This is a genomic window from Marinobacterium rhizophilum DSM 18822 (assembly GCF_000378045.1).
Classification (GTDB): domain Bacteria; phylum Pseudomonadota; class Gammaproteobacteria; order Pseudomonadales; family Balneatricaceae; genus Marinobacterium_A; species Marinobacterium_A rhizophilum.
The window spans coordinates 137,291-162,936 of sequence record NZ_KB899089.1 but is presented as its reverse complement, the minus strand read 5'-3'; the positions used below and the strand labels follow the sequence as shown (position 1 = coordinate 162,936).

22 protein-coding genes, 1 tRNA gene and 1 pseudogene are annotated in these 25,646 nt (G+C 59.3%); 13 read left to right on the top strand and 11 right to left on the bottom strand.

Annotated features, from left to right (window positions below; all coding sequences use genetic code 11):
• Window positions 1-4 precede the first annotated feature (4 nt).
• Window positions 5-1,375 carry an FAD-dependent oxidoreductase gene (locus F451_RS0100750; protein ID WP_020679429.1) on the top strand — a complete coding sequence of 457 codons (1,371 nt, stop codon included), beginning with the start codon at window positions 5-7 and terminating at the stop codon, window positions 1,373-1,375.
• A gap of 602 nt (window positions 1,376-1,977) precedes the next feature.
• Here the strand turns inward: F451_RS0100750 and F451_RS0100740 are convergent.
• The 7 genes and pseudogenes from F451_RS0100740 to hemB all read right to left on the bottom strand — a co-directional run bounded on the left by F451_RS0100740 (window position 1,978) and on the right by hemB (window position 8,785).
• A complete protein-coding gene (locus tag F451_RS0100740) occupies window positions 1,978-2,718 on the bottom strand; it encodes an ABC transporter permease (RefSeq protein WP_020679427.1) in 741 nt (246 codons plus the stop codon).
• Window positions 2,719-2,782: 64 nt separating this feature from the next.
• A pseudogene (locus F451_RS28280) lies at window positions 2,783-3,085 on the bottom strand (ABC transporter permease subunit); the annotation flags it as partial.
• Between the two features lie 12 nt (window positions 3,086-3,097).
• Window positions 3,098-3,475, bottom strand: coding sequence for an ABC transporter permease subunit (locus tag F451_RS28275; RefSeq protein WP_020679425.1), 378 nt, complete (start codon window positions 3,473-3,475; stop codon window positions 3,098-3,100).
• A 67-nt stretch (window positions 3,476-3,542) separates the two neighbouring features.
• On the bottom strand, window positions 3,543-4,298 hold the full coding sequence (locus tag F451_RS0100730; protein WP_020679424.1) for an ABC transporter substrate-binding protein: 756 nt from the start codon (window positions 4,296-4,298) through the stop codon (window positions 3,543-3,545).
• Between the two features lie 58 nt (window positions 4,299-4,356).
• Window positions 4,357-5,133, bottom strand: coding sequence for an ABC transporter ATP-binding protein (locus F451_RS0100725; protein ID WP_020679423.1), 777 nt, complete (start codon window positions 5,131-5,133; stop codon window positions 4,357-4,359).
• A gap of 337 nt (window positions 5,134-5,470) precedes the next feature.
• A complete protein-coding gene (gene ppk1, locus F451_RS0100720) occupies window positions 5,471-7,678 on the bottom strand; it encodes a polyphosphate kinase 1 (protein WP_020679422.1) in 2,208 nt (735 codons plus the stop codon).
• A gap of 96 nt (window positions 7,679-7,774) precedes the next feature.
• Window positions 7,775-8,785: a porphobilinogen synthase gene (hemB, locus tag F451_RS0100715; RefSeq protein ID WP_020679421.1), complete on the bottom strand. Its 1,011-nt coding sequence runs from the start codon at window positions 8,783-8,785 to the stop codon at window positions 7,775-7,777.
• Window positions 8,786-9,077: 292 nt separating this feature from the next.
• On the opposite strand from hemB, the gene F451_RS0100710 reads away from it, so the two are divergent.
• On the top strand, window positions 9,078-9,959 hold the full coding sequence (locus F451_RS0100710) for a phosphate/phosphite/phosphonate ABC transporter substrate-binding protein (protein WP_020679420.1): 882 nt from the start codon (window positions 9,078-9,080) through the stop codon (window positions 9,957-9,959).
• Window positions 9,953-12,112, top strand: a complete 2,160-nt coding sequence (locus tag F451_RS0100705; protein WP_020679419.1) for a putative bifunctional diguanylate cyclase/phosphodiesterase — start codon at window positions 9,953-9,955, stop codon at window positions 12,110-12,112. The genes F451_RS0100710 and F451_RS0100705 overlap by 7 nt, the downstream gene beginning before the upstream one ends.
• 79 nt (window positions 12,113-12,191) lie before the next feature.
• Here the strand turns inward: F451_RS0100705 and hisF are convergent, their stop codons facing one another.
• The 4 genes from hisF to hisB all read right to left on the bottom strand — a co-directional run bounded on the left by hisF (window position 12,192) and on the right by hisB (window position 15,154).
• Window positions 12,192-12,965: an imidazole glycerol phosphate synthase subunit HisF gene (hisF, locus tag F451_RS0100700; protein WP_020679418.1), complete on the bottom strand. Its 774-nt coding sequence runs from the start codon at window positions 12,963-12,965 to the stop codon at window positions 12,192-12,194.
• A gap of 13 nt (window positions 12,966-12,978) precedes the next feature.
• On the bottom strand, window positions 12,979-13,716 hold the full coding sequence (gene hisA, locus F451_RS0100695) for a 1-(5-phosphoribosyl)-5-[(5-phosphoribosylamino)methylideneamino]imidazole-4-carboxamide isomerase (protein ID WP_020679417.1): 738 nt from the start codon (window positions 13,714-13,716) through the stop codon (window positions 12,979-12,981).
• A 107-nt stretch (window positions 13,717-13,823) separates the two neighbouring features.
• A complete protein-coding gene (gene hisH / locus F451_RS0100690; protein WP_020679416.1) occupies window positions 13,824-14,474 on the bottom strand; it encodes an imidazole glycerol phosphate synthase subunit HisH in 651 nt (216 codons plus the stop codon).
• An 86-nt stretch (window positions 14,475-14,560) separates the two neighbouring features.
• Window positions 14,561-15,154 carry an imidazoleglycerol-phosphate dehydratase HisB gene (gene hisB / locus F451_RS0100680; RefSeq protein ID WP_020679415.1) on the bottom strand — a complete coding sequence of 198 codons (594 nt, stop codon included), beginning with the start codon at window positions 15,152-15,154 and terminating at the stop codon, window positions 14,561-14,563.
• A gap of 189 nt (window positions 15,155-15,343) precedes the next feature.
• Between hisB and F451_RS0100675 the strand changes: the two genes are divergently transcribed.
• The 10 genes from F451_RS0100675 (at window position 15,344) to F451_RS0100630 (ending at window position 25,258) form a co-directional block, all read left to right on the top strand.
• The gene (locus F451_RS0100675; protein ID WP_020679414.1) at window positions 15,344-17,497 is read left to right on the top strand and encodes an AsmA family protein; all 2,154 of its coding nucleotides are present in this window, start codon (window positions 15,344-15,346) and stop codon (window positions 17,495-17,497) included.
• Window positions 17,497-18,540: an A/G-specific adenine glycosylase gene (gene mutY / locus F451_RS0100670; protein WP_020679413.1), complete on the top strand. Its 1,044-nt coding sequence runs from the start codon at window positions 17,497-17,499 to the stop codon at window positions 18,538-18,540. Before F451_RS0100675 ends, mutY begins: the two co-directional genes overlap by 1 nt.
• A gap of 196 nt (window positions 18,541-18,736) precedes the next feature.
• On the top strand, window positions 18,737-19,015 hold the full coding sequence (locus tag F451_RS0100665) for an oxidative damage protection protein (RefSeq protein ID WP_020679412.1): 279 nt from the start codon (window positions 18,737-18,739) through the stop codon (window positions 19,013-19,015).
• Window positions 19,016-19,149: 134 nt separating this feature from the next.
• A complete protein-coding gene (locus F451_RS0100660; protein ID WP_026291397.1) occupies window positions 19,150-21,945 on the top strand; it encodes a monovalent cation/H+ antiporter subunit A in 2,796 nt (931 codons plus the stop codon).
• Window positions 21,945-22,298: a Na+/H+ antiporter subunit C gene (locus F451_RS0100655; protein ID WP_020679410.1), complete on the top strand. Its 354-nt coding sequence runs from the start codon at window positions 21,945-21,947 to the stop codon at window positions 22,296-22,298. Before F451_RS0100660 ends, F451_RS0100655 begins: the two co-directional genes overlap by 1 nt.
• A 1-nt stretch (window position 22,299) precedes the next feature.
• Complete coding sequence (locus F451_RS0100650) at window positions 22,300-23,820, top strand: monovalent cation/H+ antiporter subunit D (RefSeq protein ID WP_020679409.1); 1,521 nt, start codon at window positions 22,300-22,302, stop codon at window positions 23,818-23,820.
• Window position 23,821: 1 nt separating this feature from the next.
• Entirely contained in the window at window positions 23,822-24,310 is a 489-nt protein-coding gene (locus F451_RS0100645; RefSeq protein ID WP_020679408.1) for a Na+/H+ antiporter subunit E, read from the top strand.
• The gene (locus F451_RS0100640; protein ID WP_020679407.1) at window positions 24,304-24,573 is read left to right on the top strand and encodes a K+/H+ antiporter subunit F; all 270 of its coding nucleotides are present in this window, start codon (window positions 24,304-24,306) and stop codon (window positions 24,571-24,573) included. The genes F451_RS0100645 and F451_RS0100640 overlap by 7 nt, the downstream gene beginning before the upstream one ends.
• A 141-nt stretch (window positions 24,574-24,714) precedes the next feature.
• Window positions 24,715-25,065: a Na+/H+ antiporter subunit G gene (locus F451_RS0100635; RefSeq protein WP_020679406.1), complete on the top strand. Its 351-nt coding sequence runs from the start codon at window positions 24,715-24,717 to the stop codon at window positions 25,063-25,065.
• Window positions 25,066-25,182: 117 nt separating this feature from the next.
• A tRNA-Phe gene (locus F451_RS0100630) sits at window positions 25,183-25,258 on the top strand.
• Window positions 25,259-25,646: the final 388 nt, after the last annotated feature.

Below are 25,646 nucleotides of genomic sequence, written 5' to 3'. Positions count from 1 at the left end.
AATAATGAAAAAGTGGCTGTGCATCATCTGTGGGCTGATTTATGACGAGGCCAAGGGCTGGCCGTCGGACGGTATCCTTGCAGGTACCCGCTGGGAAGACGTGCCCGAGGACTGGATCTGTCCGGACTGCGGCGTTGGCAAGGCTGATTTCGAGATGATCGAGATCACGGCTGAGGTTAAGCCGGCCCATGCGGTAGCCGCGGCGGTACTCGGCAATGAGCCGCCCGTCGTGATCATCGGCAGTGGCTACGCCGGTTATGGCATGGCCGAGGCGTTGCGCCAGCGCAGCCCTGAAAAGCCGATCGTGCTGTTTACCACGGATGATGGGCATCACTACTCCAAACCCGCGCTGTCCAACGCGTTGGCGCGTGGCAAGTCGGCGGCGGATCTGGTCAGCGAAACACCGCTGCAGATAGAAGCGCGCCTGAACATTCGAATCTATACTCGCTGCCGCGTTCAGAGTATCGATGCAGAGCATCATGTGCTGCACACCGATGTCGGGCAGCAGCTGTACAGCAAACTTGTACTGGCCCTCGGTGCCGAGCCCATTCGGCTGCCGTTGGCAGGCTCTGGCGCCGACGATGTGCTGAGCGTTAACGACCTGCAGGATTACCGCCTGATGCGGGATCACCTGGAAGGCTGCAAGCGCGTTACCATCATTGGCAACGGGTTGATTGGCTGCGAGTTTGCCAATGACCTGGTCTCGGCGGGTTACAGCGTGGACGTGGTTGGCCTCACCGGCTGGCCGATGGATCGCCTGATGCCCAGGGCCGTCGGTGAGCAGCTGCAGCAGAAATTGTCAGAAGCGGGTGTCAGCTGGTACCTGGAAAATACCGTCGAGCGCATCGAGCGTGCTGGTGACACTTACCGTCTGCAATTGCGTGATGGTACCGAGTTGGCAAGCGACCTGGTAATTTCTGCCGTGGGTCTGCGTCCGCGCATGGCGCTGGCAAAGGCTGCTGGTATCAAGGTTAACCGCGGCATTGTCATCAACGGCGGTCTGCGTACCAGCGCACCGGATGTCTTTGCCCTAGGTGACTGCGCCGAAATAAATGGTCAGCTGCTGCCTTATATAGCGCCGATCAATTATGGCATGCGTGCGCTGGCAGACACCCTGCTGGGACGTCCAACCATGGCGCAATACCCGTTGATGCCGGTGATCGTCAAGACGCCTGCCCTGCCCCTGACACTGCTGCCGCCAGGCGCTGATATCGAGGGTGAATGGCAGGTTGAAACACTGGAGAGCGGCATGCGGGCCTTCTTTGTGCAGGCCTGCGGTACGCTGCAAGGCTTCGTACTGGCCGGAGACCAGACTGCCGAGCGCCAGCAATGGCTGGACCGTTGCGGCCAGGTGCTGGAAGAATCCGTCGCATGATTGGTGTTTAACCCTGGGGCGGCAGGCGTTGTGACCGCGGTGCCTGCCCGCCTGTAAACGAGTCGTAAATAGTCTTTTGCCCGCCCACTGCGGGCTTTTTCTGGTTCTTCGCAGATTAACGGGAAACTTTGGCCTTTCCCTCACTAATTTTTGTTTTGCCGCTTTTGAGCTCCAACAGCACCTGCGGGGATTCCGGTACACTTCCAGAGAGCCGAAGGTGGAACCTGGGACCCGTTAGGACGGGCAATTGCTCCTGCATTGCCTGCATACAGGACATCCATGTCCATAAGCCGGCGAGCACCGGGAGTATTTTTCGATCAGGCCCGTCAGGGGCGAGGCATGGATGCCGAACTGCAGATGCGGTACAGGGATGTGACGTCAGCTGCGCCCGAAAAATCCTCTCGGGGCGCAGCGTAGCCCTTGGGCCGGTTTCTTCGGGCGTCGTCCTGTTGTAGAGAGTTTTTGCTTACTTTTTCTTTCGCACGAGCAAAGAAAAGTAAGTCGCCAGGAGGCGAAAAGGGGACTTAGTCGGAAGCGAAGATGATTCGGTTCGCACGAAATGTCCAAACGGCGCAGTGTGCAGGCACTGACAGGGGCCGTTATCAGTCCTGCAGACGCGGGTCTATCTTGGTCAGTTCCGCCGGTACCTGGTGACGGTAGTACTGGTACCGGTTGAGGCGGCTTTCCAGCAGGCGGAAGCAACCGATGAAGGCGCCACTGATCAATAGGTAGATCACGCCGGCAGCGAGGAATATCTCCAGCGGCGTATAGGTGCGGGCGATGATGGTGCGGGCCATGCCGGTAAGGTCGAGCAGCGTGATGGTGGATGCCAGGGAGCTGCCCTTGAGCATCAGTATCAACTCGTTGCCATAGGCCGGCAGGACGATACCAAAGGCGCGGGGCAGCACGATGCGACGTACCTGCAGTGGTTTGCTCATGCCAAGTGCCTCGGCTGCCTCGATCTCGCCCCTGGGGATGGCCTGGATGGCGCCGCGAATCAGCTCGGCGCTGTAGGCAGCGGTATTCATCGAGAAGGCGATAATGGCGCACCAGTAAGGCTGGCTCAATACATTCCACAGTACCGATTGCTTGACCGCTTCAAACTGCGAGGCGCCATAGTAAATCAGGAATATCTGCACCAGCAGCGGTGTGCCGCGGAAAAAGAAGATATAGGCAAAAGGAAAGGCGCGTACCCAGGGGCTGGCCGATACCCGCATCAATGCCAGCGGCAGTGCCAGGATAATGCCGATCAGGCCCGAGATGGCCACCAGTTCCAGCGTCAGCCAGGTGCCTTCCAGCAACCTGGGCAAGTACTTCAGAATGACGCTCCAGTCCCAGCTCATCGGCAAACCTCTGACATATTGTGTCCGTGGGCAATGTATGAATTAAGGCGACGGCACGGCTGAATCATGCGCGTGCTCCGCGGGACACAGGATTGCTGGCCCGTTCCATCAGCATGGTGGCGATGGTCGCAAGCGCTGTGAGGCCCAGGTAAATGAAGGCAGCGGCCATATAAAAGGTAAAGGGCTCCTTGGTTGAGCCTGAAGCCACGTAGGCTTGGCGCATCAGCTCATCCAGGCCGACGACCGAGACCAGTGCGGTGTCTTTGAGCAGTACCTGGAACAGGTTGCCAAGGCCCGGCAGTGCCAGGCGCCAGACCTGGGGAAGGATAATGCGGAAAAAGGTCTGTGGGCGCGTCATGCCCAGCGCATAGGCCGATTCTCACTGGCCCTTGGGCAAGGCAATCAGGGCGGCGCGGAACACCTCGGTCGAATAGGCGCCAAAGGCGATGGACAATGCCGCCACACCAGCGGCAAAGGCGCTGATTTCGATATAGTCGGTATAGCCGAAAAAGCTCGCCAGCCACATGAGGAGCATCGAGCCGCCGAAATAAATGCTCAGGACCAGCAGCAGTTCCGGAATGCCCCTTATCAGGGTGGTGTAGAGAGTGCCCAGCAGGCGGGCCAGGCGAAAGCTCGAGAGTTTAGCCGCGGCGCCGATCAGGCCGAGCAGCAGGCCGAAGAAAAGGCTCGTTAAGGCCAGCTTCAATGTCACCCAGGCGCCGGATAATAGCAGATGACCGAAACCCTGAAGATCCATTAGTGACGTGTCCTGTGGCAAAGGGGAATACGGGTACGGCACTCAGCGAGTGCCGTACCCGGGCAAATCAGTAGATCGAGAACGGGAAGTACTCGGCATTGATCTTCTCATAGGTGCCATTGTCCACAATGGCCTTGATCGCGGCATTGAACTTCTCTTTGAGGGGATCGTTCTTGCGCACGGCGATGGCTATCTTGTCGTCAATGTCGATATCCGCGCCCTTGAATTCGAAGCCCTGGCCTTCCTCGCTCTGCATCCAGTCGTAGGCCGGGAACTTGTCGGACAGCAGCCCATCCAGGCGGCCGGCCGCCAGGTCGAGGTAGGCATTGTCCTGGGTGTCGTAGAGCTTTACTTCGACAGTGTCGGCCAGGTTGTCTTCCAGGTACAGGCCTGCAATGGTCGCGCGCTGGGCGCCGATGACCTTGCCCTTGAGGCTGTCCATGTCGGTTTTGAAGTCGCTATCCTTGGCGGCCGCAAAGGCGAGTACGTTGGAATAGTAGCGATCGGTAAAATCCACGACTCGAAGGCGCTCATCCGTGATGGACATGGAGGCAATGATTGCATCGTACTTGCGCGTCAGCAGGCCGGGGATAATGCCATCCCAGTCCTGTGCCACGAGCTCGCAGTCGGCCTTCATCTCGGCGCAGAGTGCATGGGCGATGTCGACATCGAATCCCTTGAGTTCGCCATTGGAATCGATCATGTTGAAAGGTGCATAGGCACCTTCGGTGGCAATGCGGATTTTTTCCGCCTGGGCGACGCTGGCCGCCAGGGCTGTGCCTGCCACGAGGCTCAGGGTCACAAGGAGTTTGCGCAGATTCATACGGTTATCTCTTGGCTGATGGTTTTTCTTATTGTAGGCCCGCCAGCGGGCCCCCGTGTCACGATAGATGACTCGACATGAAATCCCTTACCCGTGCGGACTTGGGGTTGTCGAAAACCTGTTCCGGTGAGCCTATTTCCTCGATCTGCCCCTGGTGGAGGAAAACGACCTGGCTCGATACTTCGCGGGCAAAGCGCATCTCATGGGTAACGATCAGCATTGTTCTGCCCTCGTCAGCCAGTGAGCGCATGACGCTGAGTACTTCGTTGACCAGCTCCGGATCTAGTGCGGAGGTGGGTTCGTCAAACAGCAGTACCTGCGGATCCATGGCCAGGGCACGGGCAATGGCAATGCGCTGCTGCTGGCCGCCGGACAGGTTGCCGGGGTAGGCATTACGCTTGTCGGCCAGGCCAACGCGGGCCAGCAGCTCTTCGGCGCGAGCAATGGCCTGGGCGCGGGGCTGCTTAAGTACCCGGATGGGGGCTTCGGTAATGTTGTCCAGGATGGTCTTGTGGGGCCAGAGGTTGAAGCTCTGAAACACAAAGCCGATGCGTGATCGCATGGATTCCAGCTGAGTGCGGCTGCTGGCTTCGAGGTAGCCGTCCTTGCCGGGTTTAAGCGCCAGCTCTTCGCCGGCGACAATAATACGCCCGGCATTGGGGTGCTCCAGCAGGTTGATGCAACGCAGCAGTGTGCTTTTGCCTGAGCCGCTCGACCCCAGGATCGATATGACATCGCCATCATTGGCCTTGAGCGAGATGCCCTTAATGACGGCCAGATCGCCATAGGACTTGTGTATATCGACCAGTTCAAGTGCCGGTTGAGCTTGGGGCATCTTGTAGATTCCGTTATAGCTTGAAGTTAAGGCTGATTCAGACAGGATCTCTGTGTGACCGCCCGGTATGTATCTGGTTGCGCCACATACCCGATGTTCTCCGGTCGGTTGCTGGCCGGAAAGGGACGTTATTCTCCGGAAAAATCGGCAAAAGGCAAATTTTCCATAGGCAGTGATAACAAATACCTGATGGTATGAAGTGAAAGTGTAGCGGTGGTGGTGGTCGGAGGAAAGCGGCGGCGCCGATTAGGCGCAAGTGTCGGAGGGATCTGGGAAGGTGCAGTTGCGCACAGGCGTCAGTATCCGCGCTGTGCGTCCTGCACGTAGTGAAGGGTATTTAGCTGGCGTATTCGCTCAGCAGTTGCTGCTGAGCGCTGAACGGCTCTTCGCCTTCGGCCGGCGTATTAAGGGTATAGCTGCCGTCCGAGGCCAGTGCCCAGCTGTGGGTGTTGTCCCGCAGGTAGTAGTCGAGTTCGCGCTTGATGCGTTCGGCATGCTTGCCGGACAGCTGGAAGCCGGTTTCGACCCGGTGCAGCATGTTGCGCTCCATCCAGTCGGCACTGGCGCAGAACACTTCGGGTTTGCCATCAGAATTCTCGAAATAGTAGACCCGGGTATGTTCCAGGAAACGGCCGACGATCGACACGACCCGAATATTGTCGGAAATACCTTCAATGCCGGGGCGCAGCCGGCAGGTGCCGCGTACCACCAGGTCAACCTTGACCCCGGCCTGGGAAGCTTCGTACAGACCGCGGATCAGCTTGGGTTCGGTCAGGCCATTGACCTTGACGATAATGCGTGCCGGTTTGCCGGCGCGGGCATTCTTGGTTTCGCGATGCATCAGTTCGAGCATCTTGGCGTGCAGGGTAAAGGGTGCGTTATAGAGCTTTTTCAAGCGCTGGATCTTGCCCATGCCGGTCAGCTGCTGAAACACCTTGTGCACGTCTTCGCCCATTTCCGGGTCGGCGGTCATAAAGCTGTAATCGGTGTAAAGGCGCGCGGTACCGGAGTGGTAGTTGCCGGTGCCCAGGTGGCAGTAGCGCACCAGCTTGCTGCCTTCCTGGCGGATAATCAGCATCAGCTTGGCATGGCACTTGTAACCGACCACACCGTACACCACCAGGCAGCCGGCTTCCTGCAACCGGCTGGCCAGATTGAGGTTGCTCTCCTCGTCGAAGCGGGCGCGCAACTCGATCACCACTGTGACTTCCTTGCCGTTACGGGCTGCCTCGACCAGTGCATTGACGATGTCGGATTTTACGCCGGTGCGGTACAGCGTCTGCTTGATGGCCAGCACCTTGGGGTCCTTGGCGGCCTGGCGCAGCAGGTCGACCACCGGTGAAAACGACTGCCAGGGGTGCAGCAGCAGCTGTTCGCTGGAACTCAGGCTCTCGAACACGGTCTTTTCGTCCTTGAGCTTGTTGGGGATACCGGGCGAGAAGGGCTTCCAGCGCAGGTCGGCGCGCTCCACCAGGTCGCGCACCGCCATCAGGCGGGTCAGGTTCACCGGGCCATCGACGCGGTACACCTGACTGTCACTGAGGGTGAATTCCTGCTGCAGGAAGCGGATGTACTTCTCCGGCGTGCGGTTGTCTATTTCGAGGCGCACCGCATCGCCATATTTGCGTGAGTGCAGTTCACCCTTGAGGGTGCGGGCCAGGTCCTCGATCTCCTCGAAGTCGAAGGTTAAATCCGCATTGCGGGTAATGCGGAACTGGTAGCAGCCCTCGATCTTCATGCCGGGGAACAGGTCGTGGGCGAATTCGTGAATCATCGACGACAGGAAAACCAGGTTGTCGCCGCCCTCGCACAGCTCGTCGGGCAGGCGGACCAGGCGGGGCAGAGAGCGTGGCGCCGGAATGATGGCCAGGCCCGTTTCGCGGCCGAAGGCGTCCTTGCCATCCAGTTGAACGATGAAATTGAGGCTCTTGTTGACCAGGCGCGGAAACGGGTGCGAGGGGTCGAGCCCGATGGGACTGATTACCGGTACCACGTTCTGTTCGAACCAGTCCTTCACCCAGGCGCGCTGCTCCTTGTTCCAGTCGCCGCGGCGCACGAAGTGAATACCCTGCTTCGCCAGCTCTGGGAAGATGGTCTCATTGAGGATTTTGTACTGGCGGGTGACGTTGATGTCGCAGATTTCGCTGATACGCTCGAGCATTTTCTGCGGATGCATGGCATCGGGCCCCACGGCCTCGCGACCGTACTTGAGCTGGCGCAGCTGCTCGGCGACGCGAATCTCGAAGAACTCGTCCAGATTGCTGGAAAAGATCAAGAGGAACATCAACCGCTCCAGCAGCGGGTACGTGGGGTCCAGTGCCTGCTCCAGTACCCGAACGTTGAACTGCAGGTGGCTGAGTTCCTGGTTGATATAAAGCTCTGGCGCCTTCAGGTCCAGTGGGGTCTGTTCCACCGGTTCGGTAATTGCCAAGCTTTCACGGCTTTCGAGCAGCGCCTGTGCCGCCTCGGCGGCTTCGATATCGGCCGGTTCTATCATCGGTTCGACAACCGGTTCGACGACGGGTTTTGCGATCTGAGTGTTCATTCCCTGTGCTCCTGATATTCGCGGCCGACTAGCAGTAGATCAGCGCTAAGTCCGACAGGCTGCCAGCCCGGCTGCCTGCCGGGGCGCCGTTATTCGTTATTCGTTGAGTGCTTGCGCCGCGCGCTTGGCGAAGTAGGTCAGCACGCCGTCGGCACCGGCGCGCTTGAACGCCAGCAGGGATTCCAGCATCACGCTGCGTTCGTCGAGCCAGCCGTTCTGAAAGGCCGCCATGTGCATGGCGTATTCACCGCTGACCTGGTAGACGAAGGTCGGCACCTTGAACTCGTCTTTGACCCTGCGAACGATGTCCAGGTAGGGCATGCCTGGCTTGACCATGACCATGTCGGCGCCTTCGGCCAGGTCCATGGCAACTTCGTGCAACGCCTCGTTGCTGTTGGCCGGGTCCATCTGGTAGCTGGACTTGTTGCTCTTGCCCAGGTTTCCCGCCGAGCCTACCGCATCACGGAAGGGGCCGTAGTAAGCGCTCGCATACTTGGCAGAGTACGCCATGATACGGGTGTTTACGTGGTTTTCGGCTTCCAGAATTTCGCGGATGGCGGCGATACGGCCATCCATCATGTCACTCGGTGCCACAACATCGGCACCGGCTGCTGCGTGGGACAGCGCCTGGCGTACCAGGGTTTCAACGGTGCGGTCATTCAGCACGTAGCCGTGCTCGTCGATGATGCCGTCCTGACCGTGGGTGGTAAACGGGTCCAGTGCCACATCGGTAATGATGCCCAGGTCAGGGCAGGCATCCTTTACCGCGCGTACAGCGCGCTGCGCCAGGCCGTCCGGGTTCCAGGATTCTTCTGCCAGCTCCGACTTGGCGCTGGCCGGTGTGACCGGAAACAGCGCCATGGCCGGAATGCCGAGGGCTTCCACCTCGCGGGCATCCTTCACCAGGCGGTCGATGGTCATGCGCTCGATACCGGGCATGGAAGCGATGGTTTCCGTCTGGTCCTTGCCCTCGATAACAAACACCGGGTAGATCAGGTCGTTGGGTGTCAGCTGGTTTTCACTCATCAAACGGCGAGAAAAACTGTCAGCGCGCATGCGTCGCAGGCGGGTTTCGGGATAAATGCGCTGGCTGTCGTTAAAGGCCACGGGGTATCCACCTCTTGTCTGATCAAGAATTAAATAGTGTTTGTATGGCAGCCGTATTGCAGATGCGGAAAAAGCCGGACCTGGGGGCTGGCAACATAAGTAGTATCAATGATACGCCGAGCACCCGTTGGCGGGAACCGCGAACTCGTGCTGGCAATGATGATCGAGCGCAAAGTGCGGCAGGATCGCAGCGAGGCTGCCGCTTTTGAGCCCAAGCGGTTTACACTCTTTTATTCCCCAATAAATTCAAGTACTTTGATAAGTTGCCCAATCCATATAGATAACAGTTAACATGCTGTCACGATTTATACCGTTGTTGTTATTGTTGCTGGGGCTGAGTTTTACGGTGCAGGCCCGAGTGTTGGTGCTGGGGCAGGTCAGCGAGCGGACGGAAAAGGATTATGCGCAACTGCGGCCGATGGTTGAGTACGCGGCGCAACAGCTGCAAGGCCTGGGCATCTCCGCGGGCGAGGTAAAGCTTTATCCAGCGGCTGAGGAATTGGTCGCCGCGATGCGCCGAGGCGAGGTGGACTGGGTGACCGAGACTTCCTTTACCGCGGCACGCCTGATGCATGAAGCCGGCGCTCGCCCACTGCTGCGCAAATGGAAACGTGGTCAGCGGGAATACCAAAGCATTATTTATACACGGGCGGACTCGCCGGTGCGTGAACTGGGTGATCTGGTTGGCCAGACGATTGCGTTCGAGCATGCGGATTCTTTCAGTAGCTACTATCTGCCGCGCAGAATGCTGGAGCAGCGGGGCATTAGGCTGCAGGCGATGGAAAGTCTGCAACAGCCACCTGTAAAGGGGCAAGTCAGCTACATCTTCAGCCGTAATGAACGCAACAATGCACTCTGGGTACACAAGGCACTGGTCGTAGCGGGTGCCCTGAGCACTGCTGACTGGAGTAATCCGGCGCGGGTACCGCCGAGCCTGCGTCCGGAGCTGCGTATTATCTATCGCTCGCCCTCTTATCCACGGGCACTGGAGCTGGTGTCCGAGGGACTGGAACCGGCATTGACCACTGCACTGCAAAGCCTGTTGCTGGGCATGACGCCCGAAAACTCGCCCGAACTGCTGGCTCGTTACGAACAAACGACCGGCTTTGAACCCATTCTGCCGGATGACATGCAATTGCTGAATGACATCTATCAAAGCTACCTGGCATGGTAGCCCTGCTGCGGCGTTCTATCGCCACACGCTACGGCGCCATACTGATGCTGGTCACCATTGGTGCCAGCAGTGCCTTGTTGCTGTTTTCACTTTATATCCTGCAGGGTGTGTACAGCCGTATCACTGCGGCCGGACAGGATGTCATCGAGACCAGTATTGTGCGTCAGGTGAGCCGCGATGCCCTGTTGCTTGCAGAGACGCTGGCCAACAGTCTGGCCGATCCGGTATATCAGCGGGACTTCAGTGCCATTGAAGACATACTGTCGCAGCTCAAGGCGCAAAGCGAGATCGGCTATATCTATATCTACGACAAGGACAGAAAGATACTGCACGATGCCAGCGCCGACCTGCTGGCCTACGGCCAACCCCTGGGTAGTCGGATTCCGGCGGGGCTGGGGAATCATTTTCGACCGGGGGCCCGCGCGCTCGGCCAGTACCTGCATGTGGTCTATCCGATCGTCTCGGGCACGACGACCCTGGCGGCGGTACGTTTTTCCGTGTCCTACGGCGCAGCGCAAACCGATATAGATAAGATGTCCGGGGAACTGGTCGGCACGCTGAGCGGGCTGCACCGGGAGGTCAGGCTGGTGCTGCTGCTTGGCTTTGTCATACTCGTGTTGTGCATCCTGGCGCTGTCCATGACGGTGAGCCGGTGCCTGACCCGTCCGCTGAAGGACCTTGCCATTCGCAGCCGCCTTGTGCGGGCCAATGATGAGGACATCAGTTTCAGCCTCGAGCGCGAAGACGAGGTAGGCGAACTGGCCGAGGCGCTGGAGCAGATGCGCTTGCGGGTGCAGAGCAGCCATGGCGAAGTCTCACGGCTGGCGTTTCATGACCCCCTGACCGGGCTGGCCAATCGGCGCCTGCTACAGCAGGAGCTTGAACAGCTGCTGTCTGGCTGCAAGCAACGGGGCGAGTTCCTGGCCATGATGTTTATCGACCTGGATCATTTTAAGCAGGTCAATGACGGTGCCGGACATGATGTCGGGGATCAGGTACTGACGCTCGTGGCAGCCCGCCTGCAGATGCTGGTGGATGATGTGTCGCACGAAGGTCTGGCAGGCGCGGTCAAACCGCTGATTGCGCGTCTGGGGGGGGATGAGTTTACCCTGGTGTTCCCGTTACGGGATGTGGCGGGCGCCGATACCCTGGCGCAGCGCGTCAGCGCGCTGTTCGCTGATCCGGTGAGTCTGGCGGGACAGTGTTTCAATGTATCGGCGAGTATCGGCATCACCCTCTATCCCGAGGATGGCGAAACGGCCCAGGACATGATGCGCAATGCCGATATCGCCATGTATGCGGCCAAGCATGCCGGGCGCCATCAATACAGCTTCTTTTGCCAGGACATGAAGACGCAGTTGCAGGATCATCTCATGGTGCTGCAGGGGATCGATCAGGCGATTGCCGAATCGCAGCTGTTTCTGGAATATCAGCCCATCATCGATCTGCAGACGAACCAGCTTTGCGGCGCCGAGGCGCTGGTGCGCTGGAACCATCCGCAGCACGGACTCATCCCGCCGATACGTTTTATTCCCATTGTGGAAGACTCCGATCGAATTGAGTCCCTGACGCTCTGGGTGATGGAGCGCAGTTGCCGGGCACTGCGCCAGGATATCCTGCCGCAGGCGCCGGATTTCAAACTGTCGCTCAATGTTTCCGGCGTGGCGCTGCAGTCCGATCGGCTGCGTGACGGTATTCTCGACATTTTGCAGCGTGAGCAGGTGCCGCCGCGCAATCTGCGCATTGAAATTACCGAAACCACCATGATGCGCAATGTTGAGAAGTGCGCCGAAACCCTGCTGCACTGGCAGCATGCGGGCCTGCGCGTGCTGATCGATGACTTTGGTACCGGCTATTCGTCGTTGAGCTACCTGACCACCCTGCCGATTGACGGCCTGAAAATCGATCGCAGCTTTATCAACAACCAGTTGCCCGGCACCTATTGCCCTGTGGTAGAGGCGATACTCGCGCTCTCCAAGTCGCTGGGCATTCAGTCCATCGCCGAAGGTGTAGAAACCGAATATCAGCTGCAGGCACTGCGTGAAATGAAGGCGACCCATGCACAGGGTTATCTGCTGGGGTGTCCCATGGCACTGGAAAAACTGCTGGAACGGATGGGGGATGTGGAGCTCGAGCAGGAGTCGGTCGAGTAACACCGGACGGTGTTACTCACAGTGCCAGTGCGGCCTGTAGAGCTTGGCAGAACAGATTCGTGCCAAGCCCTGCAGAGCGCTAGAGCCGAACTTCGATACCGTGTTCGCGCATGTAAGCCTTGGCCTGGGGAATGCTGTATTCATTGAAGTGAAAGATGGATGCCGCCAGTACCGCATCGGCCTTGCCTTCAATGCAGCCCGCCACTAGGTGATCCAGGTTGCCCACGCCGCCCGAGGCGATCACGGGCACATGCACGGCTTCGGAAATGGCCCGGGTCACACCCAGGTCAAACCCGTTCTTGGTGCCGTCGCGGTCCATGGACGTCAGCAGGATCTCGCCGGCGCCATATTCGACCATCTTGCGTGACCACTCCACGGCATCGAGCCCGGTGGGCTTGCGCCCGCCATGGGTGAAGATCTCCCAGCGATCCGGCTCGCCCTGCAGCGACACCTTCTTGGCATCAATAGCCACCACGATGCACTGCGAACCAAAACGCTGCGCGGCTTCGCGCACGAATTCCGGGTTGAACACCGCAGCGGTATTGATGGATACCTTGTCGGCCCCGGCGTTGAGCATGCGGCGTATATCGTCACAGGTACGAATGCCGCCACCGACCGTCAGCGGGATGAACACCTGCGAGGCCATTTTTTCGACCGTGTGCACCATGGTGTCGCGGCCTTCGTGACTGGCGGTGATGTCGAGGAAGGTGATCTCGTCGGCGCCCTGCTCATCATACTTGCGGGCAACTTCGACCGGATCACCGGCATCGCGGATATCGAGGAACTGCACGCCCTTGACGACACGGCCGTTCTCGACATCAAGACAGGGAATGATACGTTTGGCCAATGCCATGGCGGTGCTTCCTTCAGTTGTCGAGTTGGTCGCAGAGCTGCTGGGCTTCTGCCACATCCAGTGTGCCTTCATAGATGGCACGTCCGGTGATGGCACCCAGAATGCCCTGATCCGCCACGGCGGCCAGTGCATGGATATCCTTGATATCGGTGACGCCGCCGGAGGCGATAACCGGAATGCCGCTTTCGCGGGCCAGTTCCGCGGTGGCCTCGACATTGACGCCCTGCATCATGCCGTCACGGCTGATATCGGTATAGACAATGGAAGACACGCCGTCGTTGCGAAAACGCTTGGCCAGATCCACCGCCTTGACGCTGGAGATTTCGGCCCAGCCATCGGTGGCGACATAGCCATCCTGGGCGTCGAGGCCGACAATGATGTGACCCGGGAAACGGCGGCACATCTCGGTGACGAACTCGGGTTCTTTAACGGCCTTGGTGCCGATGATGACATAGTCGACGCCGGCCTTGAGGTAGGCTTCGATGGTTTCGGCGCTGCGAATACCGCCACCGATCTGGATCGGCAGGTTCGGATAGGCCTTGGCGATGGCGCTGACGATCTCGCCATTCACCGGGGTGCCGGCAAAGGCGCCGTTCAGGTCCACCAGGTGCAGTCTGCGGCAGCCGGCTTCAACCCATTTGGCGGCCATTTCTACCGGGTTGTCGGAGAATACTGTGGAGTCATCCATCCGGCCCTGACGCAGGCGCACGCATTTACCGTCTTTCAGATCAATCGCAGGGATAATAAGCATAATGGTCTCGCTGATCGTTTGATGCCGGTGACGGCCGCTGTACAGGGGATGTCACCGTCGTTCAGGGTGGGACTCAGGGTCGTCTGCAGCCCGGCAGCTTAGCCGGGCTAGAGGGTGCCGTCCCAGTTCAGGAAATTCTTCAGCAGCTGCAACCCGGCCTTCTGGCTCTTTTCGGGGTGGAACTGGGTGGCGAACACATTCTTGTGCTGCAGTGCCACGTCAAACCGGGTGCCATACTCGCAGGTGGCGGCGACCTGATCGCGCTTACTCAGCTGTACGTAGTAGCTGTGCACGAAATAGAAACGGCTGCCGTTGTCGATGTCGGCCCACAGCGGGTGATCTGTGGCCTGTTCGACGCAGTTCCACCCCATGTGCGGTACCTTGAGCTTTTCACCCGCGCTGTCGCGCAGATCGTCGCCGAAAAAACGTACCTGGCCTTCGAACTCGCCCAGGCAGTCGACACCGCCGTTTTCTTCCGAATGCTGCATCAGCGCCTGGTAGCCGACGCAGATGCCCAGGAACGGCTTGCCCGATGCAATGGCCTCGGCCACTTCGCGGTCGACGCCCAGGCGACGAATTTCTGCCATGCAGTCGCGAATGGCGCCCACGCCCGGCAGCAGTACCCGGTCGGCGCTGCGCACCTGTTCGGGATCGGCGGTCACCCGCACCTCAACCCCCGGCTGCACGAATTCCAGCGCCTTGGCCACGGAATGCAGATTGCCCATGCCGTAATCAATAACCGCCACACTGCCAGACATTAGCGCACCTCCTTGGCCGGGCCGAAAAATTGCGTCCTGTGAAGACTCCCCTGCAGACCGCCGTCAATAACCGCAATACTCGACATTTACAGGCTTCCCTTGGTGGAGGGCACCTGGTGGGCGGCACGCTCGTCGATCTGAAGCGCAAAGCGCACCGCGCGGCCGAATGCCTTGAAGATGGTTTCGGCCTGGTGGTGAGCGTTAAACCCTTTCAGGTTGTCAATATGCAGGGTGACGCCGGCATGGTTGACGAAGCCCTGGAAAAACTCCCAGAACAGCTGGGTATCCAGCCGGCCGATAGAAGCGCGGGTAAACTCGACATCCATGTGCAGGCCAGGGCGGCCGGAGAAGTCGATCGTCACGCGGGACAGGGCTTCATCCAGCGGCACATAGGCGTGTCCGTAACGCATGATGCCCTTCTTGTCCCCCACGGCTTTCGCCACTGCCTGGCCCAGGGTAATGCCGATATCCTCGACGGTGTGGTGATCGTCTATATGAATGTCACCCACGCAGTGAATATCCATATCCAGCAGGCCGTGGCGGGCGATCTGGTCAAGCATGTGCTCGAGGAACGGAACCCCGGTATCAGCATTCAGTTTGCCACTGCCGTCGAGATTGACCGAGACGGTGATTTTCGTCTCCAGTGTATTGCGGGTGACCGTGGCGGTACGCTCTGCCATGGGGGGCTCCAGATAGCTTGATCAAGGCGGCGATTATACAACTAACTCCGGGGCGGCGCACGACCCGGCGCGGGTGATGATTCCGGCACCTTTAAGGAGGCCTGTACCGCGCAGCTCAATACGCTAAAACGTTGCTTCCTGACGGGATCCGATTATGCTGGCGCACTGACGATATGAATGGAGGCGGCCATGAAAGGCTTGACGAAAATTATACTGGGCCTGGTTGGTCTGGTAGTCATCCTGATTGCGACAGCAGGGATTCTGCTTGGTGTTTTTTTTGAACCGAATGATTACAAGGCTGACATCGAGCGGCTGGTACTTGAGAAAGCCGGGCTGGAACTGAGTATCGACGGTGATATCGGCTGGACGATGTTGCCATGGCTGGGGCTGGAACTCAGCCAGGTCAAAGTGCAGTACCCACAGCAGCCTGCGCTGGCGAGCCTGGAACAGGCCAATGTGTCGGTGAAACTGTTGCCGCTGCTGTCCCGCCAGGTTGAGATGAGCAGTATCAAGGTCGACGGGCTGGACCTTAACCTGGTCCAGGCGGCGGATGGCAGCAATAACTGGAGCCTGCCGGACGCCAGGCAAGCGCATTCCGGGAGTCGCGGTGATGAAGGCGATGGCAACGCTGCAGGCGCGGACCTGGCAGTGGATATTGCAAGCATCGCCGTCAGTAATGGCCGTATTGCCTATACCGACCTCAAGGCCGGCAGCCGCGTGCAGTTGCAGGACCTGGCGCTGAACTCGGGCCGCGTCCAGCAGGGCACCTACTTCCCGATCGAGCTGAGCTTCAAGCTGGACCAGTCGGCCGGTGCCGCGGTCGCGCCAACGCTCAGTGCCGATACCCGGCTGAAGGCCGACATGCAGTTCGACCCGCTGACGAAGCAGTATCGTCTGCGCGGCCTGGATAGCAGTGTGCAACTGCGCCTCGCCGAGTTGGGCGATGAAGCCGTGGAACTGAAACTCAGCGGTGATGTGGCCGCCGATCTGATCGCACAGCTGGCGCGCATCGACAACTTGAACCTGAGTCTGGCGAACCTGAAAGCCAGCGGCTCGCTGTCGGTGCAGGATTTCGCCAAACCGATACTGGGTGGAGAACTCAAGCTGGCAGAGTTCAACCCGCGCAGCCTGCTTGAGCAGATCGGCCAGCCTCTTCCCGCCATGCAGGATGCAACGGCACTGACCAAGCTGTCGCTGAGTGCCGCACTGGGCGGCACGGCGAGTCAGCTGAGTCTCGAACCGCTGGCCCTGACGCTGGATGACACGCACTTCAGCGGGGCCCTGACCTACAGCCTGGCCGATGGCGCCATTGGTGTGGCACTGAATGGCGACGAGCTCAATGCCGATCGCTACCTGCCGCCCCAGAGTCAGGCCGCCAGCCCGGCCGACAACAAGGCGAGCGACAAGGCGGGCACGGCTGAGCGTTATTCCAAAGACGAAGTTATTCCGGTTGAGCCATTGCGCGCGCTGCTGCTGGATGCCCAGTTCAAACTGCAGAAACTGCAGCTTTCGGGCATGACGCTGAGTGATGTGGATCTGGCGGTCAATGCCCGTAACGGTCTGGTCAATGCCTCCAGAGTGAACGTCAACCTGTTTGGTGGCACGGTGCGCAACAGCGCCGTACTGGATGTCCGTGGCACGCCGGTGAAGCTGAAATCCAGCAACAATGTCAGCGGCTTGCAGATTGGCGACCTGCTGCAGGCGTTGAACACCGAGGAAAAACCGGCCATGACCGGCACCCTGAGCAGCCAGTCCGAGATCAGTGCCCAGGGGCGTTCGGTGCATGCCATCGTCAACAGCCTCAACGGAACGGCCAGGTTCAGTGTGGTGGATGGCACCATCAGCGGTATCGATATGGCTCAGACGGTCTGCCGGGGGTTTAACAATCTTGCGAGCCTGGGTGTCAATGCCGAACAGGTCGACGACTCCACCCCCTTTGCAAACCTTGGGGGCAATTTTACGATTCGCAATGGCGTCGTGAGCAATGAGGATCTGCAGGCATCGCTGGATGCGATCGGCCTTAAGGGAATAGGCTCGGTGAACCTGCCCCAGGCACTGATCGATTACCGCCTGGGCCTGACGATCCAGGAAGATCTGTTCAAGCAGAGCTGCTCGGTGAACAACAAGATCCAGGGCGTCGAATGGCCGGTTAACTGCAAGGGATCCTTCGATACGCCCCCGGCTCAGCTGTGTCGTCCCGACCTGAGCGTGTTCAAGGAGCTGCTCAAGGCCCGGCTGAAGCAGGATGTAGAGCAGAAAGTGGAAGAAAAGGTCAAGGAACGCATTCAGGAGAAGCTTGGGGATGATGCCAAGCAACTGCTTAAGGGGCTTTTCGGCAACTAATGACGAGTGATCAATTCAGCACGGCGGTACTCGACTGGTTTGACCAGAACGGCCGCCATGACCTGCCCTGGCAGGCGGACAAGAGCAGTTACCACACCTGGATATCCGAAATCATGCTGCAGCAGACACAGGTTGCTACGGTGATTCCGTATTTCGAACGTTTCATCGCGCGTTTTCCGGATGTGCAGAGTCTGGCCGCGGCGGACCAGGATGAGGTACTGCACCTCTGGACGGGCCTTGGCTACTATGCCCGGGCCCGTAACCTGCACAAGGCGGCCGGGATTGTTGCCCGCGAGTTGGAAGGCAGCTTTCCGCAAACCGTCGAGGGGCTGGAAGCGCTGCCCGGCATCGGCCGATCCACCGCGGGCGCCATTCTGTCCATTTCAACCGGCCGTCGCGCCGCCATCCTGGATGGCAACGTCAAGCGCGTACTGGCCCGTTTTTATGCGCTGGACGGCTGGACCGGGAGTACAGCGGTGATGCAGGAGCTCTGGCTCTATGCCGAGCGCAACACGCCCTGGCATCGTGTGGGTGACTATACCCAGGCCATGATGGACCTGGGCGCGACGCTCTGCAGCCGCAGCAAGCCCAAGTGTGAACGCTGCCCACTGCAGCAAGACTGTGCGGCCCTTGCCCAGGGCCGCACCGCCGAACTGCCGGTGCCGCGGCCTAAAAAGGTGCTACCGGTGCGCCAGACACTGATGCTGATGGTGCAGAACGAGGCCGGTGAAATACTCCTGCAGCAACGCCCGCCGAGCGGTCTCTGGGGGGGGCTCTGGAGTCTGCCCCAGGCAACAGACCTGCGCGATGCCGAGCTCGAAACCGGCTTGGCGCTGGAGTTGGCCGGCGCTAAGGTTCTGGCCCCGCTGCGGCATACTTTCAGTCACTTTCATCTGGATATCACGCCGGTTATCGTGCGGCCGAGTGACGCAGGGGCTGTCATGGAAGGGGCGCCGCGACTCTGGTATAACATACAGCGCCCCGCCAGTGTGGGTTTGGCCGCACCGGTCAAACGGCTCCTGGCCATCTGTCAGGCTTGTTAGGGGGTACAGGGACGTAATAACTGCGGCTTGTGCCGCAGCAGTCAACTGTTCATGCGTATGCGGTATGACCGCCAGGGATGGCGCAAATCCTTGCCTTGCAGAAGCAACGGTAAGGGGCCCAGCTTCGTGCACACAAGGGCCAGTACGCAGGGCAACCTGTTCGCCCGCCGAGACAATAACTTTTTTGGAGACACCGATGACCCGTACCGTATTCTGCCGCAAGTACCAACAGGAGCTGGAAGGCCTTGCGCGTCCACCCTATCCCGGTCCCAAGGGCATGGATATCTACGAGCATATTTCTAAGAAGGCCTGGACCGAATGGACCGCACATCAGACGTTGCTGATCAACGAGAAGCACCTGAACATGATGGATCCATCGACCCGGGAATTTCTGCAACAGGAAATGGACAAGTTCATGAGCGGGGATGATTACGCTCAGGCTGAAGGTTACGTGCCGCCCAGCGACAAGTCCTGAACACGAAAGGCACGTACATTGCATCCTGCCGGGCTGTTGGCGGCTATTGCACCGGCCCTTTGTCGATATGAAACCGGCCCGTCGAATTCTGGCTGCTCACTATCAATTCTGCCTGGAACAGGAATGAACACGGCATGACTCTCATGTGGATACCCCTGCTACCACTGCTGGGGGCACTCGTCCCGATTTTGACGGCGAGTTTGGGGCGCACGGCTTGCGCCTGGGCCACCGCGGCGCTGCCGGCGCTGGCGCTAATACTGACCCTGAGCCTGATTCCTCAAATCGAGGGTAGCAGCTCGATCCTGGCGCAGCTGGACTGGATTCCTGCGCTTAACCTGAGCATCAGCTTTCGCTTTGATGGCCTGGCACTGCTTTTCGCCATTCTGATCCTGGGGATTGGCCTGCTGGTGATCCTTTACGCGCGCTACTATTTGTCTGCGCAGGATTCTCTGCCACGCCTCTATGCCTATCTGATGCTGTTCATGACGGCGATGCTGGGCATCGTGCTGTCGGGCAACCTGTTGCAGTTATGGGTGTTTTGGGAATTCACCAGCATCAGCTCTTTTCTGCTGATCAGTTACTGGTGGCACAATAGTGAGGCGCGCCGGGGCGCCCGCATGGCACTGACCGTGACCGGTGCCGGCGGGCTGGCGCTGCTGGCGGGGATTCTGCTGCTGGGCAAGATCGTCGGCAGCTACGAGCTTGATGCGGTTCTGGCCAGCGGCGACCTGATCCGTAGCCATGCCTGGTATCCGGTTACCCTGGTGCTGGTGCTGCTGGGCGTTTTTACCAAGTCAGCCCAGTTTCCGTTCCATTTCTGGCTGCCCCATGCCATGGCGGCGCCGACACCGGTCAGCGCCTATCTGCATTCGGCCACGATGGTCAAGGCGGGACTGTTCCTGATGGCGCGGCTTTATCCCGCGCTCGCCGGCACCGACCTCTGGTTTGTGCTGGTCAGCCTGACCGGCCTGACGACGCTGCTAGTGGGCGCTTACTTCGCCCTGTTCAAGCATGACCTCAAGGGCCTGCTGGCCTACTCTACCGTCAGCCATCTGGGCCTGATTACGCTGCTCTTCGGACTCGGTACGAAACTTGGGGCCGTGGCAGCCGTGTTTCATATCATCAACCATGCCACCTTCAAGGCGTCGCTGTTCATGGCCGCCGGCATTATCGATCACGAGTGTGGCTCACGTGATATGCGGCGCATCAATGGGCTGTGGAAGTACATGCCCTATACCGCCGTACTGGCCATGGTGGCGGCGCTCGCCATGGCGGGCGTACCGCTGTTGAATGGTTTCCTGTCCAAGGAAATGTTCTTCGCCGAAACCCTGCAGCAGCACTTCCTGGGCTCGCTTTCCTGGATCATTCCAGTGCTGGCGACGCTGGCCGGGGTCTTCTCGGTGGCGTATTCAATACGCTTTATTCACGATGTGTTTTTCAATGGCGAGCCAATCAACCTGCCGAAAACGCCCCATGAACCACCGCGCTACATGAAGGTGCCGGTCGAAATTCTGGTTGGACTTTGTCTGCTGGTGGGCATTTTCCCGAGCCTGGTGGTCGGGCCGTTGCTGGCCCTGGCCTCCTCTGCGGTACTGGGGGGGGATTTGCCTGAATACAGCCTGGCGATCTGGCACGGTATCAACACGCCGCTGATCATGAGTCTGGTGGCGATGTCCGGTGGCCTGCTGGTGTACTTTAACCGGCGTTATATCTATGCGTTTCAGAAGCAGTTTCCGGAGTTCGATGCCAACGAGGCCTTTGAACGGGCAGTGCGTCGTCTGGTTGCAGCTGCTGGCTGGCTGATGGAACGGCTCGACAAAGTGTCCCTGCAACGCTACCTGCTCATGATGCTGTTGATGTGGGTCGTGCTGGTGGCGTCGTCGATGCTCGATCTGGTCAAGCTGACGGGCAACCGGCCTCAGCTGCCGGTGGATGGCGTCTCCCTGGCCGTGGCGTTGTTGCTGTGCTGCGGCGCCCTGGCGACGGTGATCTATAACCGCCACCGAGTGCTTGCACTGCTGACGCTGTCGGTGGTGGGGCTGGCCGTATCGCTGGTGTTCGCGCGTTTCTCTGCGCCGGATCTGGCCCTGACACAGCTGGTGGTGGAGGTGGTGACGCTGATTCTGCTGATGCTGGCACTGTTTTTCCTGCCGCAGCGCACCCCGAGGGAATCGCGCCCCGGGCGAATACTGCGCGACCTTTCACTGGCCGTTGTGATTGGGGGCCTGATGGGCAGCATCTGCTACGCCATGATGACCCGCAGCTTCAGCACGATTTCCGACTTCTTCTTGCTGAACAGCAAGACCGGCGGCGGCGGTGACAACGTCGTTAACGTTATTCTGGTGGATTTCCGCGGCTTCGACACCCTGGGTGAAATCACGGTGCTGGGAATCGCGGCGCTGGGTATATACAACTTGCTGGCGGGACTGCGCCTGTTTATGCCCTCGGGCGATGCCGACGGCCGGCAGTGGGCCCGCGACCGCCATCCGCTCATTCTGGCCACGATATCCCAGAGCGTACTGCCGCTGGCACTGCTGGTTTCGGTGTTTATTTTTCTGCGCGGCCACAATATGCCGGGCGGTGGCTTCATCGCCGGACTGGTTACGGCGGTGGCGCTGATTCTGCAGTACGTGGCTCAGGGCGTGGACTGGATGAAGGAGCGACTGCAGCTGGTCTATCCGCGTGTGATCGCCTGCGGTGTGCTGCTGTCGACCCTGACAGGAGCGGCCAGCTGGTTGTTCGGCCGCCCCTTCCTGACCTCCTGGTTTGATCACTTCCACCTGCCGCTGGTGGGCGATTTTGAACTGGCCAGTGCCATGACCTTCGACCTGGGCGTCTATCTGACCGTGGTGGGGTCGACCCTGCTGATTCTTGCGAATCTGGGCCAGATGACGACCAGTGAAAGACCCGTGACCAAGGAGCAAGATTAATGGAAGCCCTTTATGCCGCCTGTGTCGGCGTTTTGACTGCCTCGGGTGTTTTTCTGCTGTTGCGTGGACGCACCTTTCCGGTGGTGGTCGGTCTGACCCTGCTGTCCTATGGCGTGAACCTGTTTCTGTTCGCTTCGGGACGGCTCAGTGTCGGAGGTGCCGCCGTGCTGGGCACCTCGAGCGATCATTCCGATCCGCTGCCCCAGGCCCTGGTGCTGACGGCCATCGTGATTGGCTTTGCCATGACGGCGTTTGTGGTGATTCTGGCCATGCGGGCCCGCGGAGACCTTGGCAACGACCATGTGGACGGTCGCGTGCCGGTCATCGATGCCGATTCAGAGGAACGCACCTGATATGCAGCATCTGATCCTTTTACCGCTTATTCTGCCGTTGCTTGCCGGCCTGCTGATGCTACTGCCGCCGATCGGTACAAGCCGTATCCGCCAGCGCAACTTTGCGCTGCTGTTGTCAGGTGTGACCGTGCTGATCAGTGCCGTGCTGCTGAAACAGGCACAACAGGGGCTGGTCGAGGTTTATGCCCTGGGCGACTGGGCCGCACCCTTTGGCATCGTGCTGGTGGCCGACCGTCTCAGTACCCTGTTGCTGCTGTTAACATCCGTACTGGCCTTCTGTTCGCTGCTCTATACCTTTGGTCCGCGGGAAGAAGAGGGATCCTTCTTCCAGCCGTTGCTGCAGTTCCAGATTCTGGGTATCAATGGCGCTTTCCTGACCGGTGACCTGTTTAACCTTTTTGTATTTTTCGAAATTCTGCTGATTGCATCCTATGGACTGCTGATGTTCGGTGGCGGCAAGACGCGCACCCGGGCGGGTCTGCACTATGTGATTCTGAATCTGGCGGGCTCGGCCATTTTCCTGTTTGCGCTGGGTATTCTGTACGGCACCCTCGGGACCCTGAATATCGCTGACCTGGCGCTCAAGGTACAGCTGCTTGATCCCCGTGATGCGCCCCTGGTGCAGGCCGGTGGTCTGATGCTGCTGATCGTGTTCGGGTTAAAGGCGGCGATGCTGCCACTGCAGTTCTGGCTACCGGCGGCCTATGCCGCCTCGACACCGGCGGTGGCGGCGCTGTTCGCGATCATGACCAAAGTGGGTATCTATGCCATCCTGAGGGTCTTTACCATGATCTTTGGCGAGGCGGCCGGCACGCTCAGTCATATCGCCGGGCCCTGGCTTTGGCCGTTGGCACTGATGACGATTCTGATCGGTGCTATCGGCACGCTGGCCGCGCAGGATCTGCGCCGGCTCATCGCCAACCTGATCATCGTCTCGGTGGGTTCGCTGCTGGCGGTTATTGCGCTGCAGCGTGAAACCGCGACGGCGGCAGCACTGTATTATCTGTTGCACAGTACCCTGATCAGCGCCGGACTCTTCCTGTTGGCCGACCTGATTGCACGCCAGCGTGGCAAGGTGCGCGACCGGCTGGTGTCGGCTCGGGGAGTTGGGCAGGACAGGCTGCTGGGGTCGCTGTTTTTTATTGGCGCGATCGCGGTCATCGGCATGCCACCGTTGTCGGGATTTATCGGCAAGGTGCTGATGCTGAATGCTGCCAGTAGCGTGCAGGAAATGAGCTGGCTCTGGCCACTTCTGCTGGGCAGCAGCCTGGTTGCGCTAATCGCGCTCTCCCGTGCCGGGAGTACTCTTTTCTGGAATCTGGCAGGCAGCCCGGCCGAGACGGAAAGGGCCCATCCAGTGCAGCTTCTGGCGGTTGTGCTGTTGCTTGCCATGCCGCTGCTGCTATCTATTTTTGCCGCCCCGGTTACGCAGCTGACGGCCGCTACGGCGCAGCAACTGCATGATGTGCATGGCCAGATCGGCAGTGTGCTGCTGCCGCTCGCTCAGCTGGAGGTCAAATAACATGCGTACCTGGTTACCACTGCCCCATACCAGCTTGCTGTTGCTGGTGGTCTGGCTGTTGCTGAATCAAACGCTGGCCCCCGGCCATCTGCTGTTGGGGTCCGTTCTGGCGCTGCTGATTCCGTTGCTGACAATGCGCCTGCGTAATCCGCAGCCGTCCATCAAACGTCCGATCAAGGCGCTGCTGTACCTGTTTCTGGTGCTGTGGGACATCCTGGTGGCTAATATGCAGGTAGCGCGCCTGATGCTGCGGCCTCGGCTGCAGTTGCGTCCGGCCTTCGTCGAGGTACCGCTGGATATTACGCAGGGCTTTCCGATCACGGTACTGGCCAGCACCATTTCCCTCACGCCGGGGACCGTCAGTGCCGATGTATCAGCAGATCAGAGCCGGCTGTTGCTGCATGTGCTGGATCTGGAAGACGAGGCGCAATTGATCGCGACTATCAAGCGCCGTTACGAGGCGCGGCTGCGGGAGATTTTCGAATGCTGAGCTGGGTTATACCATTAGTGTTCGCCATGCTTTGCCTGGCGATGATGCTTAATCTCTGGAGCCTGTGTACGCGCTCTAGCCTGCCGGACCGGATTCTGGCGCTGGATACCCTGTATATCAACAGCAGCGCGCTGATCATCATGTTTGGTGTCTGGAAGGTAACCGCGCTCTATTTCGAGGCCGCCTTGCTGATCGCCCTGCTGGGGTTTGTCAGCACCGTTGCTGTATGCAAGTACCTGTTACGGGGCGATATTATTGAATAATCCAGTGGCGCAGTGAGGCGCCATCATGGGGCAGCGCAAGCCCTTGAAACACACTGATTTCAAGGGCGATGACGGTACAGGGCCGGAAGGTCTTTTCCATCGTCTGGTTAATAAAAGCTTTGTTACAAGGGAGAGCGACCTGTGCCATTCTGGTTTGAACTGATTGTCTCGTTTTTTCTACTCGGCGGCGGCGCTTTTATACTGCTGGGCTCCTTTGGTCTGGTGCGCCTGCCGGATTTTTATACCCGGCTGCACGCGCCAACCAAGGCCACCACCCTGGGGATGTGGGGGCTGCTGGTCGGTGCCCTGCTGTTGTCGTCCTGGAACAGCGGCATGCTGAATCCGCATCACTTGCTGATTGCGGTATTCCTGCTGCTTACCACGCCGGTGAGCAGCTACATACTGGCCAAAAGCGCCCTGCACCACCGTTTGGACTGGGGCACACAGACCCGGGGGCAGGAGCAGGCCAAGCGTTATATGGATGATCACTGATCTGCAGTAAACCGTGATACCAATGGATTTGGCATTTACTGCAAAACCCATGAAATTTATGGAAATATCGCATTGACAAGGGGGCTTGCGCGTAGAATAATACGCGCCTCTTGAGTTGCCCGGATAGCTCAGTCGGTAGAGCAGAGGATTGAAAATCCTCGTGTCGGTGGTTCGATTCCGCCTCCGGGCACCAACTTACTTTAAAGCCTCGCTAGTGATAGTGGGGCTTTTTTGTGTCTGCTGGATGTTCAGTGGGTGAGGCTTCATCGACCCCGGGTTCGATGACTCGCTACATCCCTGTAGCTCGCCCTTCGGGTGATCGTCGCTGCGCGCCGATATACCAAATTGCTCCCGGCAATTTGGTCCGCCTACAGCACCAAGTTAAACCTAGAAGCCTCGCTAGCAACAGTGGGGCTTTTTTGTGTCTGAACGTTCAGTGGTTGGGCTCCATCGACCCCGGGTTCGATTGCTGGCCACCACCCCGTGGCCAGTCTGCCCTTCGGGTGATCGTCGCTGCGCGCCAATATGCCAAACTGTTCCCGGCACTTTGCCCGACTTCGGGTACCGTGCCACTCCACTCC

What these genes read in the sequence shown, in the direction of transcription:
- F451_RS0100750 (WP_020679429.1), top strand. Translation starts at nt 5, where the DNA reads ATGAAAAAGTGGCTGTGCATCATCTGTGGGCTGATTTATGACGAGGCC.
- F451_RS0100740 (WP_020679427.1), bottom strand. Translation starts at nt 2,718, where the DNA reads ATGAGCTGGGACTGGAGCGTCATTCTGAAGTACTTGCCCAGGTTGCTG.
- F451_RS28275 (WP_020679425.1), bottom strand. Translation starts at nt 3,475, where the DNA reads ATGGATCTTCAGGGTTTCGGTCATCTGCTATTATCCGGCGCCTGGGTG.
- F451_RS0100730 (WP_020679424.1), bottom strand. Translation starts at nt 4,298, where the DNA reads ATGAATCTGCGCAAACTCCTTGTGACCCTGAGCCTCGTGGCAGGCACA.
- F451_RS0100725 (WP_020679423.1), bottom strand. Translation starts at nt 5,133, where the DNA reads ATGCCCCAAGCTCAACCGGCACTTGAACTGGTCGATATACACAAGTCC.
- ppk1 (WP_020679422.1), bottom strand. Translation starts at nt 7,678, where the DNA reads ATGAACACTCAGATCGCAAAACCCGTCGTCGAACCGGTTGTCGAACCG.
- F451_RS0100710 (WP_020679420.1), top strand. Translation starts at nt 9,078, where the DNA reads ATGCTGTCACGATTTATACCGTTGTTGTTATTGTTGCTGGGGCTGAGT.
- F451_RS0100705 (WP_020679419.1), top strand. Translation starts at nt 9,953, where the DNA reads ATGGTAGCCCTGCTGCGGCGTTCTATCGCCACACGCTACGGCGCCATA.
- hisF (WP_020679418.1), bottom strand. Translation starts at nt 12,965, where the DNA reads ATGGCATTGGCCAAACGTATCATTCCCTGTCTTGATGTCGAGAACGGC.
- hisA (WP_020679417.1), bottom strand. Translation starts at nt 13,716, where the DNA reads ATGCTTATTATCCCTGCGATTGATCTGAAAGACGGTAAATGCGTGCGC.
- hisH (WP_020679416.1), bottom strand. Translation starts at nt 14,474, where the DNA reads ATGTCTGGCAGTGTGGCGGTTATTGATTACGGCATGGGCAATCTGCAT.
- hisB (WP_020679415.1), bottom strand. Translation starts at nt 15,154, where the DNA reads ATGGCAGAGCGTACCGCCACGGTCACCCGCAATACACTGGAGACGAAA.
- F451_RS0100675 (WP_020679414.1), top strand. Translation starts at nt 15,344, where the DNA reads ATGAAAGGCTTGACGAAAATTATACTGGGCCTGGTTGGTCTGGTAGTC.
- mutY (WP_020679413.1), top strand. Translation starts at nt 17,497, where the DNA reads ATGACGAGTGATCAATTCAGCACGGCGGTACTCGACTGGTTTGACCAG.
- F451_RS0100665 (WP_020679412.1), top strand. Translation starts at nt 18,737, where the DNA reads ATGACCCGTACCGTATTCTGCCGCAAGTACCAACAGGAGCTGGAAGGC.
- F451_RS0100660 (WP_026291397.1), top strand. Translation starts at nt 19,150, where the DNA reads ATGACTCTCATGTGGATACCCCTGCTACCACTGCTGGGGGCACTCGTC.
- F451_RS0100655 (WP_020679410.1), top strand. Translation starts at nt 21,945, where the DNA reads ATGGAAGCCCTTTATGCCGCCTGTGTCGGCGTTTTGACTGCCTCGGGT.
- F451_RS0100650 (WP_020679409.1), top strand. Translation starts at nt 22,300, where the DNA reads ATGCAGCATCTGATCCTTTTACCGCTTATTCTGCCGTTGCTTGCCGGC.
- F451_RS0100645 (WP_020679408.1), top strand. Translation starts at nt 23,822, where the DNA reads ATGCGTACCTGGTTACCACTGCCCCATACCAGCTTGCTGTTGCTGGTG.
- F451_RS0100640 (WP_020679407.1), top strand. Translation starts at nt 24,304, where the DNA reads ATGCTGAGCTGGGTTATACCATTAGTGTTCGCCATGCTTTGCCTGGCG.